This is a genomic window from Paraburkholderia sp. MM5477-R1 (assembly GCF_050436385.1).
GTDB lineage: Bacteria > Pseudomonadota > Gammaproteobacteria > Burkholderiales > Burkholderiaceae > Paraburkholderia > Paraburkholderia tuberum.
On record NZ_JBNDMC010000007.1, the window covers coordinates 2468799 to 2488180 of the forward strand.

Genomic DNA, 19382 nt, shown 5'->3' on the forward strand with positions numbered 1-19382 from the left:
ACATTCGTTTCGTTCCGGCAGCGCTTCGGGTGTGCGAGCGCTACGCGCCGAATGGGTTTGCGTGCCCCTTCATTCCCTTGCCGCAACGATCCCATGTCAGCTTTCATGCCCGCTTCTATGCCGTCCGTCAGCGAATTGAGCGTGAGCGGCCTGCTCCCGCACCTGGTCCGCGGCGAGTCGGGCTGGACCGCGACCTGGCGCGCGTTGACATTGCACAGCGTGTTCCAGCCGGTGCTGTCGGTCACGCATCAGTGCGTGGTCGGCTACGAGGGGCTGTTGCGCGCGTTCGATCCGGTCGGTCTGCCCGTCTCGCCCGAAGTATTGTTCTCCGGCACGCGCTCGGCCGCCGAAGCGCGCGAACTCGATCGCATCGCGCGCTGCCTGCATGTGGCGAACTTCATGGAGCAAGGCATCAGCACCGGGTGGCTGTTTCTGAACACGCGCCCGCAGGTGTTCGAAACCGGCTGGCCGCAGCGCGCTTTCATCGACGAGTTGTCCGCGCATTTCGGGCTGCCGCAGGAGCGCATCGTGATCGAAGTGCTCGAGCAGCCCGCCGACGATGAATCCGCCGTCGCCAGCATGCTCGCCGCCTCGCAGCCGCGCGATTTTCTGATCGCGATCGACGACTTCGGCACCGGCTTCTCGAACTTCGATCGCGTGTGGCGCTTCCGCCCCGACATCGTCAAACTCGACCGCTCGCTCGTCGCGCGCGCGGGCAAGCGCGAGGGCGACGAATCGATGATCAGCCATCTGATCGCGATGCTGCATCAGTCGGGCACGCTCGTGCTCGCCGAAGGCGTCGAAACCGATGAAGAGCTGATGATCCTGATGCAGGCCGACGTCGATTTCGTGCAGGGGTTCTGGTTCGGTCAGCCAGAGAGCAGCGTGCTGGCCGCCTGCACGAAGGTGCCTGCGCTCGTCGCGTCGATCTGGAGCAAGTTCGCCGAATACGAGCGTGCGCACGCCGGCCACCAGCGGCTCGGGTTCGAGGGCTTCGCGGAAGCGGTGCTGGCCGCCGCCGACACCTACAAGGCGACCGGTGACCTCGAACAGGCCGCGCAAAAGGTCTGGCATCTGCCCGAAGCGCGCCGCGTGTTCCTCACCGACGGCCTGGGCGAGCAGACCCAGCCTTCGGTGACGGCGGCGTCGGTCCCGCCGCCTCCGAAGCGGCTCGCGCCGCTCTATACGGAGACGCGCAGCAACTGGTCGCGTCGCGCGTATTTCCGGCACGCGCTCGCGGCGCCGGGCCGCGTCGCGATGATGGGGCCGCATTATTCGCTCGCCGATGGTCAGGACTGCTACACCGCGGCGATCGCGTTCGAGCGCGACGGCACGCACGTGCTGTGCGTCGACTTCGTGCCGGAGGCGTCGCCGCCGGATGTGCGCACCGGCACACGCGGCGCGAGACGTTAGCGACCCACGCCGCTACTCGTGCACGCGGCCGCGCCCCGTCTTGACCTCGCTGCGCCTGGTCTTGCTGTCGAGCCGCCGCAGGTTCGACGCGCGGGTCGGCCGCGTCGCGACCCGATGCTTGCGGGTCACGCTGACGCTTTCGATCAGTTCATCGAGCCGCGCGAGCGCCGCCGCGCGGTTCATCTCCTGGGTCCGATGCTCCTGCGCCTTGATGATCACGACGCCGTCGCGCGTGAGCCGGTGGTCGGACAGCGCGAGCAGACGCATCTTCAGCACTTCCGGCAGCGACGAGGCACGCACGTCGAAACGCAGATGGATCGCGCTCGACACCTTGTTGACGTTCTGACCACCCGCCCCCTGCGCGCGCACGGCGGTCAATTCGATTTCGTTGGGCGGGACCGGATAGCGGGATGTCATGGGTGGTCGGCAAGGAAGATGCGTCAGTGTACAAGCGCTCGACGCGAGATGCCCGAACTCGCGGGAAGGCGGCGGAGCGCCCGGTGCGGCGCCCGGCGGCACCGGCTCGCGAACGCTACGAAAAAAACCATTTGCGTCGGCCCGACCGGTTCACCGATACTGGTTCTTTCGCTTACGGCGTAAATTCATATGAAAATCCGTCCCGGTTTCGTGCTCGAACTGGCCGTCAACTTTCTGCTGCCGTGGCTTGCTTACCGGCTCGCGTTGCCGCGGGTCGGCGAGACCGGCGCGCTAATCGCGTCCGCCGTGCCGCCGCTCGTGTGGAGCGCGATCGAGCTCGCGCGCTTCAGGCGCGTCGATGCGCTCAGCGTGATGGTGGTGGCGGGCATCGTGCTGTCGGTCGCGGCCATGGCGCTCGGGGGCAGTCCGCGCATGCTGCTGTTGCGCGAGTCGCTGGTGTCCGGCGCGGTCGGCGTCGTGTTCCTGCTGTCACTGCCGATGCGTCGTCCTCTGATCTTCTACCTCGCGCGCGCGACGGTCGCGCGCGAAATGGAAGGCGGCGCCGCGCATTTCGAGGCGCTATGGCGCGAGCGCCCCGGTCTCGCCACCGCGATGCGAACCATGACGCTCGTGTGGGGCATCGGGCTGACCGCCGAAACCGCGCTACGCGCGTGGATGGCGCTGACGTGGCCGATCGAACGTTTCCTCGTCGTGTCGCCGTTTATCGGCTACGGCATCTACGCGGGACTCGCGCTGTGGACACTGTGGTATCGCAGGACGATGCGCAGCCGCGTCGAGGCCATCGAGCGGGCGAGCGGGGTTGCCGGTTGAGCGCCGCTCGCACCACAAGTCCGCCACTTCGCTTTTTCTGCCTGCTGCCGCGCAATCAACGCGATGCTTCGGCAATCCGCGCGGCCAGCCCCGAATCACGCTGCGTCGGCGTCGCGATCGCCTGCGCGAGCACGGCCCGCGCGCCGATCACCTCGACGCGTTCGCGCGCGCGAGTAATCGCCGTATACACGAGCTCACGCGACAACACCCGGCTGAACGCCGACGGCAGCACCAGCACCGCCTGCTCGAACTCCGAACCTTGCGACTTGTGGACCGTCAGCGCGAACGCGGTGTCGTGCGGCGGCAGCGCGGCCGGCGACACCGCGCGCACACCGCCGTCGCCGGTGCGGAAGTACACGCGCAGCGCGCCACCCGCGCCCGGCAGCGCAATGCCGATGTCGCCATTGAACAGACCCAGCGCGTAATCGTTGCGCGTCACCATCACCGGACGTCCGGCAAACCACTGCGCGCCGACCGCGAGCGTGACGCCCGCGGCGCGGCGCACCTCAGCCGCCATCGCCGCGTTGACCTGATCGACGCCGCGAGGTCCGAGCCGCGTCGCACAGAGGATGCGGAAGCGGTTGAGCGCGTCGAAGAGCGGCACTGGATCGGGCGTATCGACGGCGAGCGCCCTGGCAAGCGCGTCGGCGTACGGCGCGAAGCCACCGGCAAGTCTTGCGGTGGTGCGCTCGGCCAGCGTCGTGTGAGCGTCCTCGTGCAGCGCCGCGGCGCAGACCTCGGTCGGGTCGATCTGCAATACGTCGAGCGCCGCGCTCGGTGAGCCGTTGCGAATCGCGACGGACAAACGGCCGATCGGCGACTCGAGGCCGAACCGGTAGTTGCGCTCGAGCCAGACGACGCAGTCCGCGAGCGGGTTGCGTTCGATCGCCGATCGCTTATCGCGATCCGCCTGCTCGCCAGTCGCCGATGTCACGCCGTCACCGAACAGATCGCCCGACGCGGGTGGCTCGAAGGTTTGCGGCGCCTCGGGCAGCGCAAATAAATCGTCCAACGGTGCTTCACCGGCTTCACGCAACGCGCGCGGCAAAGCCCGCGTGAGCCGCGCCTCGTCGATGTCGAGCGCCTGCGCGACCCATTGCAATCCGCGCGCGCTCAACGCCGGCCGCGCGCTGAGTTCGGCGAACACCGCGCCGGCTTCGACCGCGGCGAGCTGGTCCTTGTCACCGAGCATCACGAGCCGCGTTTGCGGCCCGATCGCGTCGAGCAGATGCGTGGCCATCGCCACGTCGATCATCGACGCCTCGTCGATCACGACCACGTCATACGGCAACGGATTATCGCGATGATGCCGGAAGCGCCCGCCCGGCCCCGACCCCAGCAAGCGATGCAGCGTGTACGACGTCTGCGGCAAACGCGCGGCGAGTTCGGGCGGCAGGTCGCCCGCGCGCGCGAGCAACGCTTCCTGCATCCGTTGCGCCGCCTTGCCGGTCGGCGCCGCCAGCGCGATGCGCAAATCGGCCCGCGCATCGAGCAGACACGCAAGCACGCCGACCACGGTCGTGGTCTTGCCGGTTCCCGGGCCGCCGCTGACGATCGTCAGCCGCCCCGACAGCGCCATCACGGCCGCGACGCGTTGCCAGTCGACGTCGTCGTCTCGCGGCGGACCGAAGTAGCGCAGCAGGCGTTCGCGCAAAGCGGCGGGGGCGGTGTCGGCGTCGGCCTTCGCGGTGCTCGCCTCGCCCGTCGCATGCGCGACCAGGGCGTGGGCCAGGCGCCGCTCGTAGTCGTAGTAGCGCGCGAGATAGAGACGCCCCTGCGCGTCGATCACGAGCGGGCGCAACGCCGCCGCGCCCGCCGCGTCCGCTGCGCCATCGCTTGCCATGCCGCTCGCGAGCAGCGCCGCGCGCACTTCGGCGCTCGACGCGTCGAAGCGGCGCGCGAGCGTCGCGAGCGGCACGCACACGTGCCCTTCGGCGGTCGCGCGGCTTGCGGCGAACGCGCCGCGCGCGGCCCACTTCACCACCTCGGTCGATGCGCCACCGCGCCGCGCGAGCATGCCGATACGGCGCGCGAACCCTTCGGCGAGCGCGATGCTGAAATCGGCCGGCGCGGGCAGGTTGACGCCGATGTCTTCGAGGCCGAGCGGCGCGGCCGCGCGCTCATCAAGCGTGCCGGGCGTGCTCATGCGCCACCTCCGATCATCGCCGCGTCGAGCAGCGCCACCAGTTCGAACGGCGCACGCCGCCTGTGCACACCGGCGGCACCGTCGACATCGCGCCAGTCGGGCCGCACGCCGCGCACGAACAGATACAGGTAGCCGCCGATATGCGTGTCGTATGCATAGTCGCGCACGCGCGTCTTCAGATAGCGATGCAGCGCGACCGTATAAAGCAGCGCCTGCAGGTGGTACGCGTGACTCGCCATCGCCGTTTCGAGCGGCGCGGCCGCGTAGTCGGCGGCGGTGTCGCCGAGATGGTTCGACTTCCAGTCGACGATCCAGAAGCGGCCGTCGTGCTCGACGATCATGTCGATAAATCCTTTGACGAACCCGCGCAGCACGCCGGGCTCCAGCGCGACGTCGGGATAGCCGTATTCGATCAGCAGCTCGCGCAGCGCCGGAAAATCCAGCGACGGGGCCGCGAACACAAACTCGAGTTCGTTCAGGCGCCGACGCGGATCGAGCCGCGCGAGCGTCATGCCCGGCACGAGTTCGGTCGAGACGACGTCGGCGATCAGCCGATGCATCATCGCGGGCAAGCGCGCGGCGAGCTCGGGCGCGGCCGGCGCCGGACGCTCGCGCAGCGCGCCGCGGATCGCGTCGGGCCAGGTGCGCGCCTCGGTGAAATCGGCGAGTTCGAACATCCGATGCAGGCAATCGCCGGCCGCCGCGCCGCGCGGGAACCCGAGGATGTCGTCGTCGGCATGCGCCGGGGCGCTCGCCGCGGCGAGCGGCGGGAGCAGCGGCGCGGCGGGTAGCGCATCGGCGATTTCATCGTGGTCGGGCCGCACGTCTTCCTGCGGCGCGTGCGCGTGCGCATCCGCGCTCCTGCCGCCGGCCGCGATCAGCCCGCTGAAACTTGCCATGCGCCACTGATCGCGCAACGGCCGCCGATTCGCGCGCGCGCGCAGATGCGCGCCCTGATCCCGCAGACTTTCGAGCGGCACGCGGCGCGTCACTTCGGGCAGCGCCCGCAACGTGACCGGTCCGCCCGCGAGCGCCTGCCAGCTCGCCGCGAGCGCGGCTTCGTCGGGAGGCTCAGCGAGCCAGGCGTCGAACGTGTGGCCGCTGCCGCCGACGAGCCAGTTCAGCACGCTGCGCCGCGACTCCTTCGTCGAGCGCGACGACAGATACGTGCCCGCGACCAGGTAGCAGCGATACACCGCGCGCGTGAGCGCCACATAGACGAGCCGCGCGCGTTCCGCCGCCTGCTCGCGCACCGCGTAACGCGAGGCGCGCCCGGCTTCCTCTTCGTCGCAACCGTAGTGCAGCACCCGCGTCGCCGCTGTCGTCGTGATACTCGCGCGCATCGGGCAAGCCCGACGATGGCGGCTCGCGCAAGCCGCCATCGTTCAGAAACGGACAGAACACGACCGCGTATTCGAGTCCCTTCGATTTATGGACCGTGACGATCTGCACGAGATTGCGATCCGACTCGAGCCGCAGTTGGGCCTCGTCACCGCCGCCCTGCTCGCGCTGCGCGGCGAGCCAGCGCAAGGTAGGCGCGATGCCGGGCTGGGTGCCCGCGCGCGCCTGTACGAGCTCGGCGAGATGGTTCACGTTGGTCAGCCGACGCTCGCCGTCGACACCCGCGACGAGCCGCTGCGCGACGCGCAGCTCGCGCACCAGCGTGCGCCACATCACCGCGAAGCCGCGTTCGTGCCACAGCATCCGGTAGCGCGAAAAACGCTCGACCCAGCCCATCGCGTCGGCGGCGTCGAGCGCTGGCGCGGGTTCGTCAACGGCCTCGGCCGCGGGCGCATCGGCGACCTGCGTGAGACGCCACAGCGCGGCGGCATCGAGCCCGAGCCAGTCGGTGGCGAGCGCGGCGCGCAGGCGACGCAGATCGCCGGGCGTGTCGATGGCGGCGAGCACGCGCTCGATCTGCTCGGCGTCGAGCGTCGCGAACACCGACGCCTGCGCAAGCTCCACGCTGCCGACGCCCCACGCCGCGAGCACGCGTTTGACGAGGCTGCCCTGCTTGTGCGTCTGCACGAGCACGGCGATATCGCCCGGTGCGAGCGGCTTGTCGCCGATCGTCACGACACCTTCGCGCGCCCCTCGCAAAAGCCGCACGATCTCGGCCGCGCACGCTTCGCTCGCGGCGCGCTGCGCGCTGCGTTTGTCCAGCGGCGTTGCGCCGCGCGGCAACGTCCAGATGCGGAAGTCGCCGCCGCTCGCGTCGGGATCGGTAAACGGCGCGCGGCGCCGCTCGCCCGCACGCACTGGCTGATAGTCGAGCCCGTCGAGCACGAACGCCTGGCGGTTCGCTTCGAAGATGCGGTTGCACGCCTCGACGATCGGTGCGGTCGAGCGCTGGTTGACCGCGAGCGTGTAGCACGCGGACGCCGACTCGCGCGCCGCGAGATACGTATGCAGATCCGCCGCGCGAAAACTGTAGATCGCCTGCTTCGGATCGCCGACGAGGAACAGCGGTCCCGCCGGCGCGAAGATGCGGCTGAAGATCGCGAATTGCAGCGGATCGGTGTCCTGGAACTCGTCGATCAGCGCGGCCGGATAGCGGCTACGCAATGCATCGGCGAGCCAGGCATGCGCGGCCAGTGCGCGATACAGATTCGCGAGCAGATCGTCGAACGATACAACGCGGCGCGTGCGCTTGCGCGCCACCAACTCGGCCGGCGCGTAGTCGAGCCATGTCTGCACCAGCGCGAGCCAGCGCGCGCGCTGCGCGGCCTCGGCGGCGACCACGGCCGCGGCCAGCGCGTCGGCATGCTCGAAGAACGGATGTGCGGGCGGCTCGAACTTGACCTTGGTTGCCTTCTTCAACGCCGACGCCATCAGCTTCAGCGCGGCGCGCGGCGGCGGCGCATGGCAATCGCCCTGCGCGAAGTAGTCGGTCCACGCGGCGATCGCGTCGCTCACGTGATCGGGCTTGTGCGTGGTCTTGCTCAGGCGCTCCTGTGCCTCGGCCAGTAGCGCGACGATCGCGTCGCGTTCGGCCCGCCAGATCGCGCACGCGACATCGAAGCCGGCCTGCGGATCGGCGCTTACGCCGGCCGCGTCGACGCTGCCCCAGCGCAATTGCGCGAGCGGCTTTTTCAGGCGCCGTGCCAGCTGCTCGTCGAGCGACGCGGGACCGGCGCGCTTGGCCACCAGCCACGCGGCGAACGCCGGATGCGCATGCGCGACCGGCTCGACCTGCTCGCGCCAGAAATCGGCGGCGAGTTCGAAACGCAGCGCCGCGTCGTCGGCTTCCATCTCGAACGCGAATGGCATCGCGGCCGCGAACGGCGCTTCCTGCAAGGCGCGCTGACAGAACGCGTGGATCGTGTGGATCGCGGCCTGATCGAACGTGCGCAGCGCGCGGCGCACGACCTTCAACGCGGCCTCGCGCTCGATACCGCGCTCCGGCGCGAGCGTCGTTTCGAACAGCCGGCGGATGAACGGATCGTCGCCGTCGTCGTCCATCTCGATCGCGCGATGCAGTTCCGCGAGACGGCCGCGTATGCGCTCGTGCAGCTCCGCGGTCGCGGCCTTCGTGAACGTGACGACGAGAATCTGATCCGCGTTCAGGTTCTTTTCGAGCAGCAGCCGCACGTACAGCGCGCAGATGTTCCACGTCTTGCCGGTGCCCGCCGACGCTTCGATCTGGTTCACGCCGTCGAGCGGACATGCGAACACGTCGAGTTCGTCGGCGGCGAGGCTTTGATGGCGCAGCGCGTCGCTCATGAGGCGCTCCGCAAATGCTGGATCAGTGGCTTGAAAACGATCGCGGCGAGGCTGCCGAACGGTTCGTCGAGCGTGAGCGGTGTGCCGCGCAGCGCGATGCGCAACGCGGGGTCGTCGGATTCGCCGCGCACGCGGTCGTTGACCCATACGCCTTGCGCCGCCGATTCGCTTTCGCTGAGCCGCGCCCATGCGCTTTTCGGGAAGAAGCGCAGCGGCAGCCGGCGGCCGGCATTGAAGAGCGCAGCCAACGGCGCGAGTTCGTCGAGCGGAGCCGCGACGGGCGCCAGCTCGAAGCTCTCGTTGCTGCCGTGCCATACGGTGCGGCGCGGGCCGTCCGGCTGCGCCGCGCAATAGACCAGATGCGCGAGCCACGCGGACAGATAGTCGCGCGCGCTGGCTTTGGCATAACGAAAGATCACTTGTCCCGTTCCGGTCAGCAGGTTCAACGTGCCGCGCAATTGCAGCGGCGTTTCGGCGGACTCGCGCAGCAGCGCGTCGTAGTCGCCAAACAGGGAGACGGCGCTGTCGGTGCCAGCGCCGCCTTGCGGCCAGCGCGGCGAGACGTCGAGCACGAACGGCAAGCGCTCGACGCCCTCGGCCACTTCGCGCCGCACGCTTTGCGCCAACTGCCGCAGCGCGGACAGCTCGCGCGCGCGCCAGACCGCGCCGGTCGCGCCGCCGGGCAACTCGGGGCTCGCCTCGGCGACGCGCTGCACGCGGCTATAGATCACCTCGTCGTCGGTGCCGGCGTCTAGCAGGACCGGCAGCAGGCGCTCGGCGAGTGCGTCGCGGCCCGCATAGTCGAGATCGAACGGCTCGGTGTCGAGCAACTCGCCCTGCGCATCCGACAACGCGATACCGAGCCGGTCGCGCAGCAGTGCGCGCGCCGGATGACGCCAGAAGCGCACGAAGTCGTCGAACTCCACCTCGTGCATGTCTTCCGGCGGCAGCGGTTGATCGAAGAACGGCGTGGCGGCGGCATGCCGCGGTTCGGCAAGCAGCGTGGCCAGCTCGGCGCGATTGGCATCGTAGGTGAACAGGTCGGGCTTCGCCGCGAAGTAGTCCGACGCGAACGCCTGCAACGGATGCTCGACGATGAACTCGCGCCGCGCGCTGTCGACCTCGGCCGGACTCGCGTCCTCGCCCGCCGACACCTGCGCGAGATGATCGAGCAGTTCGTCGACGAGCGCGGCCGGCGGCAGCGGCGCGTTATCGCGAATGCTGCGGCCGGTGTAGGCGATGAAGAGCCGCTCGCGCGCGGCGAGCAGCAGATCGAGGAACAGATTGCGCTCGTCGTCGCGGCGCTGACGGTCGCCGGCCTTGCCAAACGCGGCCATCAGGTCGAACTCGTCGGCACGCGCGAGCGACGGCAGCACGCCGTCGTCCATGCCGAGCAGGCAGACCACGCGGAACGGCAAACCGCGCAAGCTCGTCAGCGAAGAAAACGTCACGCTGCCCCACGGCACGCCGCCGCGTGCGGGGTCATCGAGCGCTTCGGTGAGCGCGGTGCGCACCACCGAGGCCGGCAGCAACACATCATGCGCGCCGGCCTGCATCGCGGCGCTCATCGCATCGAGCGCGTCGCGCACGGCCGCGAGCGAATCGGCGAACTCGACGCCGCCGTCGAAGCACTGCCCGAGAGTCTCGAGCAGCAGTTGCGACCAGTCGGACGGCGTGCGCTCGATCGCGCAGCTCGCCGCGAAGCTGTCGATGTCGTCGACGAAACGCGACAGACGGCCGAGCAGTTCAGCATCCGAACCGCCCGCGCCTTCGACCGGCAGCCACGCATCGACCGGCTCGCCGCCTGCCGGCATCGCGTAGCCGAGGTACAGGCGCGTCAGCGCATCGGCGAACGTATGACGCGCGACCGGTACGTGCTCGCCGACCGGTTCGAGCGGCGCGAGCCCGCGCCGCGCGCCGGCGGCCGCGAGCCATTCCTGCGCGGCTTCGAGCGAATTCGCATCGATGCCGTAGCGCACCGCGACCGCGTCGACGCGCAGCCATTCGATCAGATCCGGCGCGCCGACGCTGCGCTCGGGCAGCGCGAGCCAGTCGAGCAACAGACGCGCGACCGGATTGGCCTGCGACGGCGGCAGGCCGGTAATGCGGTACGGAATGCGGCGCGTGTCGCCGGCAGGCGTGGTGCCGAACACCGCATCGATCAGCGGACCGGCCGCCGCGAGATCGGACACCGCGACCAGCACGTCGGACGGCTGTAGATCGTCGAATTCGTCGAACCAGCCGAGCAGGCGATCGTGCAGCACTTCGAGCTGCCGGGACAGGCTATGACAGACGTGCACCTCGATACCGCGCTCGATAGGCAACTCGTCGGCATCGGCCTCATTGCGCAAAGCAAGGATGCCGTTCTGCACGGCGGCGAGCCAGCTCGGCTCCGGGTTTTCGGTGAAGTCGCCGGTCTCGGCCGATGCGGCGCTTTCGGTCAGCTCGTGCAGCATATGCAGCTGCGCCTGAGTCTGGCGGCCCCATTCGGCGAGCAGCGGATGACCGACTTCCTGATAGTCGAGCTGCCCCGCCGCGTCGAGTGCCTGCACGCGCCCTTCGCTGACCACGTCGAACCAGAACTCGCGGCACGGGTTCATCACGTACAGACGCACGTCGATCCAGCGCGACAGCGCACGCAGCAACGCGATATGCAGCGGCGGCATGGTCGGCAGCGCGAACACGCTGACCGCCTCGGGCCATTGCGCGTTCGAGATCGCCTCGAGATCGAGCGCCGCGATTTCATCGAGGAACCGATACGCGGGCGGCAGCGCGGCCGCGGATGTTTGCGCATGACCGCCGGCTTGCGCGAGCTCGGCGAGCACCGCGCGCCACAGCGCCGCCTGCCAGCGCTCGTCCTCGCGCGCCGCGTCGCTCGCGCCGGTCAGACGCGGACCGGTGTCGTCAGCCGCGCCGCTCGCGAAGATCGAGCCGCCCTTGTGCCATTGCAGCAGCCATTCGGGACGATAGGTCAGATAGTGATCGAGCACGGTCGCGACGCGCCGCGCGAGTTCGTAGCGCATCGACGCGTCGGCCGCATCGAGATAGGCGCGCAGACGCGGCGACGCGTTCCACGGCAGCGCTTCGTCTGAGTCGTCGAGCAGCCGGTAGCAGCGCCACACGAGCCGGTCCGGCGCGAACGGCGAATGCTTCGGCACCTCGATCACGCCGCCGATCTGCGCCCACAGCCATTGCGCGAGATAACCAAAGTTAACGTTCGCGCAGATGCCCTGGCGCGCGGCGATATCGAGCTCGAGCCGCCGGCGCACGGCCGCGCTCGGCACGATCACGGGCCGCGCGGTCCACGGATCGGACGGCGCTTGCGCGAGGTCGCCGAGCAGCGCGCCCACCAGCGTTTCGTAGCGGTTCGAGTAGAAGAGCTGAAGCATGGATTCCAGATCACATTTGGCACGCTGATGGCCCGCGAGCGATGCGCGCGAGCCACGGCGGACATTGAAGCGACAGCATAACAAACCCATCCCCAGGGCATAACCTGGCCGAATGGACGAGGTCAGAACGCGCGCAAAATCAGTTAGACTCGACGGCAGTTTCGCGCTGTCTTTCCAACTGCGGTTTTCTCGGTGAATGGATTCAGGTAGTCGATGCGCTATTCGGTCGAAATAAGAAAATTCCTTTATAGCCAGTACTTTTATGGCGGCCTGCGCATCGCGGTCGGCGTGTCGTTACCGGCCATCCTGTGCCTGATCGTGTTTCACAATCGTGACCTCGGCTTCACGATCGCGACCGGCGCGCTCGGCGCCTGCGTCGTCGACATGCCGGGCCCGCTCAAGTACAAGCACAACGAGATGCTGGCCTGCTCGGTGATCGGCTTTCTGTCCGCGCTCGCCACCGGCCTCGCCACCGTCAATCCGCTCGCGCTGTGGTGCACGGTCGTGCCGCTCACGTTCGTGCTGTCGCTAATCGTCGTGTACGGCAATCGCTGGCCGCAGATCAGCTTCGCGACGCTGTTCATGATGATCATGACGCTGGAGGAGCACTTCACGCCCTTGCAGGCGCTCGTCAACGCGTCGTGGATCCTGCTCGGCGGTCTCTGGTATACGTACTGGTCGACCTTCGTGAGCCGCTGGATGATGCATCGGATCGAGCAGCAGGCGCTCGCCGAAAGCGTGTTCGCGTGCGCGGACTATCTGCTCGCGCGCGCCGCCTTCTACGATCTCGACAACGATCTCGACGAGTGCTATCGCAACCTCGTCGACAAGCAGATCTCCGCGGTCGATCGCCAGGACGCCGCGCGCGACATGGTGCTGCGCAATCTGCCCAGGTTGAAGCGCGGCAAGCTCGAACCACGCCGCGCGATGCTCTACAACCTGTTCATCAATAGCGTCGATCTGCATGAGCTGTTCGTCGGCGCGCAAACCGATTACACGCTCGTGCGCAGCACGTTCGGCGGCTCCGATCTGCTGGTGTTCTATCGCGATCTGATCCGCAAGGCGGCCGAAGATCTCGAGGAGATCGGCCTCGCGGTGCTGCAGAACCAGGCGCCGCGCATGCGCGTGAACGTGAAGGCGGAATTGCGCGCGATCGAGTATGAAATCGAACTGATGCGCAAGCAGGAGCTGCCGACGCAGAACCCGGAGGCGTATTCGGCCGTGTCGTCGAATTTCCGCCGCATCTGGAGCGCCACGCGGCTGATCGACAAGATGCGCCGAAGCCTTGCCAGCGAGCCGAGCCCGACCGAAACCGAACTGCGCATCGACCAGGCGCTGAGCCGTTTCGTGTCGAGCCGGCGCGTGCCGTTCGGGCAGATCCTGTCGAATCTGACGATGGCCTCGCCGAGCTTTCGACACGCGTTGCGCGTGACGATCGCGGTCGCCGTGGGCTTCTGGCTCGGCCGCCTGCTGCCGCTCACGAACGCGTACTGGATCGTGATGACCACCGTGATCATTCTGAAGCCCGGCTACTCGCTGACCAAGCAGCGCAACGGGCAGCGGATCATCGGCACGCTGATCGGCTGCGCGGCGAGCATCGCGCTGACCATCTTCGTGAAGGAGCCGCACATCCTGATGGTCGTGATGTTCGCGTCGATGGTGATGAGCTACAGCCTGCTGCTGTTCAACTACACGGCGAGCGTCGTGTTCACGTCATCGTATGTGCTGCTGCTGTTCCATCTGCTCGCGCCGGGCAGCATGCGCATCATCGGCGAGCGCGCGATCGACACCGTAGTCGGCTGCGCGATCGCGATCGCGGCGAGCCACCTGTTCCCGTACTGGGAGTACCGCTTGATGGGCAAGCTCGTCAACAACATGATCAGCGCGACGCGGCAGTATCTCGAAGCGAGCTGGTGGTGGAGCGGTAAACCGGCCGCGGCGGTGGTCGCGGCCGTGACCGAAGCGGGCGCGCGCGCGCCGGCGGCGGCGATGGCGGATCCGGCGATCGGCTTTGGCGGCCCGGCGCTCGCCGTTGCCGGCTCCGGCTCCGGAGCCGGAGCCGGAGCCGGTGCCGGTGCCGGTGCCGGAGCCGAAGTGGCGAGTGGCGTCGGTGCGCGCGGCGCTGGGCGCGCCGGCGTGGCACAGCCGGTCGCCGACGCCAATGCCGAGGCGAACGCGGGCGAGGCCAGCCATGACACCACCACGATCCGCAACGCGACCGCGCGCCCGGCAAGCGGTGCATCGGTCGCCGCTGCCGCCGCGGCGACCGCGCTCGACCGCGATTACCGTTATCGGCTCGCGCGCAAGAACGTTCACGTTGCGTTCGCGAATCTCGGTCAGGCGTTCCAGCGGATGATGCTCGAACCGAAGTCCGCGCAGAAGTTCGTGCCGGAGTTGAACGGTCTGCTGGTGCGCAGCCATGTGCTCGCGTCGCAGATCACGGCCGCCGCGCCGCTGTTGCGCACTTCCGCGCAACAGCAGCACCAGGTCGAGGATATCTCGCTACAGCCGCTGCAGCGCGCTTTGAGCCTCGTGCGCGACAACCTGAGCGCCGCCGAAGCCGGCACCGCGTTGCCCGCCGAGCAGGGCGAGCAGATCAAACTGATGAGTCGCGAACTCGATGCGATGGTCGTCGAAACGGAGAAATCGCCGGACTATACGGCCGATGCCGTGCATGACACGAAGCTGCTCGCGCATCAATGCAAGCAGATGCTCGCGGCGTCCGCGCAGATTCGCAAGGACGCGAGCATGATCCGGCTACCGGAGGAGTGAAGCAGGAAGCGCGCGGGCGTTATTGCGCGGCGCCGCTCGCCGGTTTCATCGCGGTGGCCGCCGCGGCTGCCTGCGAAGCCACTGGCGGCACCTGCGTGGGCTGGCTGTCGAACTCGTGCTTTTCGCGGATCGCGTTATAGAACAGCGTGGCAATCACCAGCAGGATCGCCACCACGATAAAGACGGAGATGCCAAAGGTCGGATTCTTCTTGCGCGGCGGTCTGGTCATGAAGCGGGCTCGGTTCGCGACGCAGTCGCGGATGGGTCGGAGAAGGCGGCATTCTACGCCCAGTGGGCTTGCACGCGGCTTGCAGCCGAGGGAGCAGTACGGATGCGCTGTGACGCGTTTACTGTCGAGGCAGCAAGCGGCGCTCCTTGGTCTGTGCTCTCCCGTCGCCTTAAATGCATCGACCACGTCGCCATCGTAGCGAACCCGTGTTCCGTTCGTTCGTCACCGCCCCATCGCATGTCGCGCGTCAGCCGTTATTTGTGACAGTCACAACCGGCCGCACTGGCAACGCCGTCGAATACTTGATCTGCTCCATCGCAAAGCTCGAACTCACGTCGTACAGCGGCACGGCCGTGATCAACTGTTTGTAGATCCGGTCGTAGTCGTCGATATCGGAGACCACCACGCGCAGCAGATAGTCGGTCTCGCCGCTCATCCGGTAGACCTCGACCACCTCGGGAATATCGCGCACCGCCTGCGTAAATGCGGCGGCCCATGTCTCCGTGTGCTGATTCGTCCGCACCGCCACGAACACCGTGGTTCCGACCCCGAGCTTGCGCGCGTCGCACAGCGCCACCTGCGCGCGAATCACGCCCGCCTCCTTCAGGCGCTGCAGCCGCTTCCAGCAAGGCGTCTGTGACAGGTTCACGCGCTGCGCGAGTTCGGCGATCGGCATCGTCGCGTCTGCCTGCAGCAATTCGAGCAGCTTCCGATCGATGATATCCATACTCATACCACCCACCCCTCATAGGAAATTATTCTACTTTTCTGACGGTCGAGGGAATTATATGGAAACTCTTTCTCCGGGCAAACCGGTATAAATATCGATACCGAAAATTGCCGAACAGCAGCGCCCGCGCTGCAATAAAACCATGAGCGACGACCTTCGCGCCACCGCTTTCGAGCACCTTCCCGACTACCTGAAGTCGCTGCCGGACCCGGCCCGACTTGAAACGGCCGCGTTACCGACACAAACGCTGGGCGAGATCGGGCGCACACCGCTCGAGCGCCTGTGCGACACGCTCGACGCGATGTTCGGAGCCTGCGCGAAATTTCCGGAACCGTCGCATTCGACGTTCTTCGCGCGCACCATGCGGCTCGCGCTCGCCGAGGCGGCCGCGGACCCGGCGCTGCTCGCACCGATGCAACGCGAAGGTTCCGCCGACACCTATCGGCGCCATCTGCTCATCGCCGATCCGCAAGGCCGCTATGCGATTGCCGCGCTGGTCTGGCAGCCCGGCCAGGCGAGCCCCGTGCACGCGCATCACACCTGGTGCGGTTACGCGGTGGTCGAGGGCAAGCTGAGCGAAACGGTCTTCGAATGGGACGACGCGCATCAATGCGCGAGCGCGCTGCGCGCTCAGACGCGCAAACGCGGCGCAGTGTCGTTCGTGCGCGGCGGCCGTGCTGCGATTCATCGGCTTGGCAACAGCAGTGATGCGCCGGCGGTGTCGCTGCATATCTATGGCGTCGAAGGCGCGCGGATCGGCTCGCACGTGAACGACATCGTGCGCATGGCCGACGCGGCGGAGATGGTTTGACGGTTGCACGGCCCCCAAACACACCCCCGCCTCAATTCTTCCCACCCACATCACCCGCCGTCGGAATCTGCGGCGGAATCGGCGCGGTCTGTCCGGTCGTCGGCGGCGCCGGACGCGGTTCGTGCGACACGTCACGGGCGGGCGCAAGCGGCACCTGTGTCGACGCGCGCGCCGACGGGCCAACGACGCCCACCTCATACTCAGCTTCGCGCGGATACTCGTGCGGCCCTTCGCGGTCTCTTTCGCGAGTGGGTTCATGCGCCCTTTGATGGGTTTTGCCGCGCTCGCCGTCCCGCGCCCGCTGCTGCGCCTCGCCATGCGCATGCCGGCTGTCATCGGCACCGGCATTCACAGGCGCGACGAACCCGGTCATCTCATCGTCGCGCAGCGGCTCGCCCTCGCTATCTTTCGACGATGTGTACAGCCGCATCTGCGCGACCGGAATCTCGATGCCGGCCTCGTCCATCTTGCGCTTGAGCCGCAAATTGAACGCGCGCGCGACGCTCCATTGCTGCAGCGGCCGCGTCTTGATCTGCCCTTTGACGACCATCCAGTTCGGATCGAAGCGGTCGAGGCCCCACACCTCGATCGGCCCGAGCATCTCGCGCCGGTAGCGGAAGTCGGCCATCAGCTCCGCGCCGACTTCGCGAATCAACTGCGTGATCTCGTCGACATCGGTCGAGAACGACATGCGCACCTCGAACACCGCGTACGCGAAATCGCGCGACAGGTTCTTCACGATCTTGATCTGCGAGAACGGAATCGCGTGGATCGCGCCCTGCCCGTCGCGCAGCCGCACGGTGCGGATCGACAGATGCTCGACCGTGCCCGCATGCCCGCCATCGACGTCGATCCAGTCGCCGACCGAGATCGTGTCCTCGATGATGATGAAGAGCCCGGTGATCAGGTCGGTCACCAGCGACTGCGCGCCGAAACCGATCGCCAGACCGATCACGCCCGCGCCCGCGAGCAGCGGCGTCACGTTGATGCCGAGGTTCGCGGCGGTGACGATCCCACCGATCGTCATGATCGTGACGAGCAACACGTTGCGCACCAGCGGCAACATCGTGCGGGCGCGCATGCTCGGGCTGCGCGCCTTGTTGCGCGGGCTGCCCGGATTGAGCGTCTCGGTGATCGCGGTGTCGACCAGAATCCACAGCAGCCACGCGATGAACACGGTGGCGACGATCGCCGTCATCGCATGCGCGACGCCGCGCGCCGCCACGTTCCTCTCGATCACCGCGGCCAGCGACACGCCCCACAGACGCGCCGCGGATTCGAAGAAAAACAGCCAGATGAACAATGTCAGCAAGGTGCCGCAAAAGCGCAGCAGCCGCGTCAGATACGGCGAGCGGCGCCGCGCGCGGGCACTGCGCGGCCGCGTCATGCGCAGCACGATCGCCGACAGGAAGAACGCCAGCACCAGCAGCAGCGCGGTGACGATCGAGATCTGCAGCACGTTTTCGCTCGAGCCGGAGCCGCCGAGCGTCGCGACCACCGACGCGGCCGCGAGCACCAGCACCGGCACGTGCCACAGCGCGGCGAGCACCTCGAACGCTTCGGTCGCGGCCTTGTGGTCGTTGCGCTGTTCGTACGGCCGGTTGCGGATCAGATGCGCGACCGGCCGGCGAAACGCGAGCGCGAAATAGCCGGTCAGCACGGCGGCCGTCATGTTGGCCGCGGTCGAAATCAGCGCGGCGAGGTTGGTGCCGAGCTGATGCTCGACGTCGTAATTGACGGCTGCGTCGCCGAGCGCGCCGCACACGCCGATCACGAACAGCACGCGGCGCGCGTGATCGATCAGCAGACGCACCGCGACGCGGCGGTGGCCCGAGCCGAACAGCGAAAACATGATCAGACAGATCGCGGAAAACACCGCGCCCGCGACGATCGCATACGCGACCACCATGCCCAGCGTGCGGCCGAGCGAATCGGGCATCGCGCGCATGAACAGCAGCGCCGCGATGAACGCGATGATCCACGGACCGACGCGGCGCAACGCGAAGATCAGCAGCTCGCGCGTGGTGGGATTGGGCCGCAGCACCAGCTCGACACCGAAGCGCCGGTGCAGCCGTTGCTGCAGATAGATCAGCGCGCCGGCACAGGCGCCCCAGCCGGCCAGCATCCCCAGCATCGCCAACAGGATCGTGCCGACACCCTCGTGTCCCTGGCCCGAGACGATCGTGTACAGCTCGTTGCCGGCCGCGGTCACGCGCCCGCTCCAGTAGCGCACCGGCGTGCGGCCCTGATGCACGTCAGATTCGAACGACGCGATGCCCGAGGCGATCGCGCCGAGCAGGCCCGGGCTAGGTTGCGCGGACGCGGGCGCAGGTGGCCCGACGGTTTGCGCGGCGCTTTGCGACACGTCGCGCAGCTTTTTCAGTTGGGCAACGAGCGCGCTGCGCTGGCGGTCGTTGTCGAGCGTGGCGATCACGCTGTCGAGCGAGCGCGCCAGCTCCGCCTGGCTCGCGGGCGACGGCGCCGACGCCGCCTCGGGCGCCGACGCCCCCGATGCCGCGGACGCCGGCGTCGCGTTCACCGTCGCGCTGTTGATCAGGCTCTGCAATGCCGGGATCACCGGCGTGCCGCCGCCGACCGCGGGGCCCGCGGCTTGCGCCATGCGCGGCAGCGCGCCGAGGCACAGAATCAGCGCGGCGCACAGCAGCGCGGCAAACCAACCGACGGCATCTGTGCTCGCGCGCGGGCGGGCGTCGCCGCTGGCAGTGTCGTAAGCGGTGTGAGCGGAGGAGAGATGGGGGGCGCTGAGAATCGCCGGCTGCTGGCCGCCGCCAGACGGCGCAGCCTCGGACTCACGCTGCGACGGGCATGACTGCATGGCAATCCGTGAGAAAACGGCAGACGCCAGTGTAGCCGCAGTTTCGCCCGGCGCGGCCGAACATGCGTAACCGAATGTTAGTACG

The 19382-nt window shown here is 68.1% G+C and carries 10 protein-coding genes and 1 pseudogene; 4 read left to right on the forward strand and 7 right to left on the reverse strand.

What is annotated here, in order from left to right; genetic code table 11:
- Positions 1-117: 117 nt before the first annotated feature.
- Positions 118-1413 carry an EAL domain-containing protein gene (locus tag OKW35_RS40460; RefSeq protein ID WP_429555134.1) on the forward strand — a complete coding sequence of 432 codons (1296 nt, stop codon included), beginning with the start codon at positions 118-120 and terminating at the stop codon, positions 1411-1413.
- 12 nt (positions 1414-1425) lie between these two features.
- Here OKW35_RS40460 and arfB read toward each other — a convergent pair whose 3' ends face one another.
- Positions 1426-1830 carry an alternative ribosome rescue aminoacyl-tRNA hydrolase ArfB gene (arfB, locus tag OKW35_RS40465; RefSeq protein ID WP_187618979.1) on the reverse strand — a complete coding sequence of 135 codons (405 nt, stop codon included), beginning with the start codon at positions 1828-1830 and terminating at the stop codon, positions 1426-1428.
- 189 nt (positions 1831-2019) lie between these two features.
- Here arfB and OKW35_RS40470 point away from each other — a divergent pair, with 189 nt between their 5' ends.
- Positions 2020-2661 carry a VC0807 family protein gene (locus tag OKW35_RS40470; RefSeq protein WP_090804107.1) on the forward strand — a complete coding sequence of 214 codons (642 nt, stop codon included), beginning with the start codon at positions 2020-2022 and terminating at the stop codon, positions 2659-2661.
- Positions 2662-2716: 55 nt separating this feature from the next.
- Here OKW35_RS40470 and OKW35_RS40475 read toward each other — a convergent pair whose 3' ends face one another.
- From OKW35_RS40475 to recC, 3 genes and pseudogenes are all read right to left on the reverse strand, one after another.
- On the reverse strand, positions 2717-4807 hold the full coding sequence (locus OKW35_RS40475; protein ID WP_429554980.1) for an AAA family ATPase: 2091 nt from the start codon (positions 4805-4807) through the stop codon (positions 2717-2719).
- Positions 4804-8530, reverse strand: a pseudogene (gene recB, locus OKW35_RS40480) (exodeoxyribonuclease V subunit beta). Before recB ends, OKW35_RS40475 begins: the two are co-directional and overlap by 4 nt.
- Positions 8527-11919, reverse strand: coding sequence for an exodeoxyribonuclease V subunit gamma (gene recC / locus OKW35_RS40485; protein WP_429554981.1), 3393 nt, complete (start codon positions 11917-11919; stop codon positions 8527-8529). The pseudogene recB and the gene recC overlap by 4 nt, the downstream one beginning before the upstream one ends.
- Positions 11920-12132: 213 nt before the next feature.
- On the opposite strand from recC, the gene OKW35_RS40490 reads away from it, so the two are divergent.
- The gene (locus OKW35_RS40490) at positions 12133-14691 is read left to right on the forward strand and encodes an FUSC family protein (RefSeq protein WP_429554982.1); all 2559 of its coding nucleotides are present in this window, start codon (positions 12133-12135) and stop codon (positions 14689-14691) included.
- A 19-nt stretch (positions 14692-14710) separates the two neighbouring features.
- Here OKW35_RS40490 and OKW35_RS40495 read toward each other — a convergent pair whose 3' ends face one another.
- Positions 14711-14920 carry a hypothetical protein gene (locus tag OKW35_RS40495; protein ID WP_090804099.1) on the reverse strand — a complete coding sequence of 70 codons (210 nt, stop codon included), beginning with the start codon at positions 14918-14920 and terminating at the stop codon, positions 14711-14713.
- Between the two features lie 247 nt (positions 14921-15167).
- Positions 15168-15653 (reverse strand): Lrp/AsnC family transcriptional regulator, encoded by a 486-nt coding sequence (locus tag OKW35_RS40500; protein WP_184044147.1) that lies wholly within the window; start codon positions 15651-15653, stop codon positions 15168-15170.
- 139 nt (positions 15654-15792) lie between these two features.
- On the opposite strand from OKW35_RS40500, the gene OKW35_RS40505 reads away from it, so the two are divergent.
- A complete protein-coding gene (locus OKW35_RS40505; RefSeq protein ID WP_429554983.1) occupies positions 15793-16461 on the forward strand; it encodes a cysteine dioxygenase in 669 nt (222 codons plus the stop codon).
- A gap of 31 nt (positions 16462-16492) precedes the next feature.
- On the opposite strand, the gene OKW35_RS40510 is transcribed toward OKW35_RS40505, so the two are convergent.
- Complete coding sequence (locus tag OKW35_RS40510) at positions 16493-19297, reverse strand: mechanosensitive ion channel family protein (RefSeq protein ID WP_429554984.1); 2805 nt, start codon at positions 19295-19297, stop codon at positions 16493-16495.
- Between the last annotated feature and the right edge of the window lie 85 nt (positions 19298-19382).

What these genes read in the sequence shown, in the direction of transcription:
- OKW35_RS40460 (WP_429555134.1), top strand. Translation starts at nt 118, where the DNA reads ATGCCGTCCGTCAGCGAATTGAGCGTGAGCGGCCTGCTCCCGCACCTG.
- arfB (WP_187618979.1), bottom strand. Translation starts at nt 1,830, where the DNA reads ATGACATCCCGCTATCCGGTCCCGCCCAACGAAATCGAATTGACCGCC.
- OKW35_RS40470 (WP_090804107.1), top strand. Translation starts at nt 2,020, where the DNA reads ATGAAAATCCGTCCCGGTTTCGTGCTCGAACTGGCCGTCAACTTTCTG.
- OKW35_RS40475 (WP_429554980.1), bottom strand. Translation starts at nt 4,807, where the DNA reads ATGAGCACGCCCGGCACGCTTGATGAGCGCGCGGCCGCGCCGCTCGGC.
- recC (WP_429554981.1), bottom strand. Translation starts at nt 11,919, where the DNA reads ATGCTTCAGCTCTTCTACTCGAACCGCTACGAAACGCTGGTGGGCGCG.
- OKW35_RS40490 (WP_429554982.1), top strand. Translation starts at nt 12,133, where the DNA reads ATGCGCTATTCGGTCGAAATAAGAAAATTCCTTTATAGCCAGTACTTT.
- OKW35_RS40495 (WP_090804099.1), bottom strand. Translation starts at nt 14,920, where the DNA reads ATGACCAGACCGCCGCGCAAGAAGAATCCGACCTTTGGCATCTCCGTC.
- OKW35_RS40500 (WP_184044147.1), bottom strand. Translation starts at nt 15,653, where the DNA reads ATGAGTATGGATATCATCGATCGGAAGCTGCTCGAATTGCTGCAGGCA.
- OKW35_RS40505 (WP_429554983.1), top strand. Translation starts at nt 15,793, where the DNA reads ATGAGCGACGACCTTCGCGCCACCGCTTTCGAGCACCTTCCCGACTAC.
- OKW35_RS40510 (WP_429554984.1), bottom strand. Translation starts at nt 19,297, where the DNA reads ATGCAGTCATGCCCGTCGCAGCGTGAGTCCGAGGCTGCGCCGTCTGGC.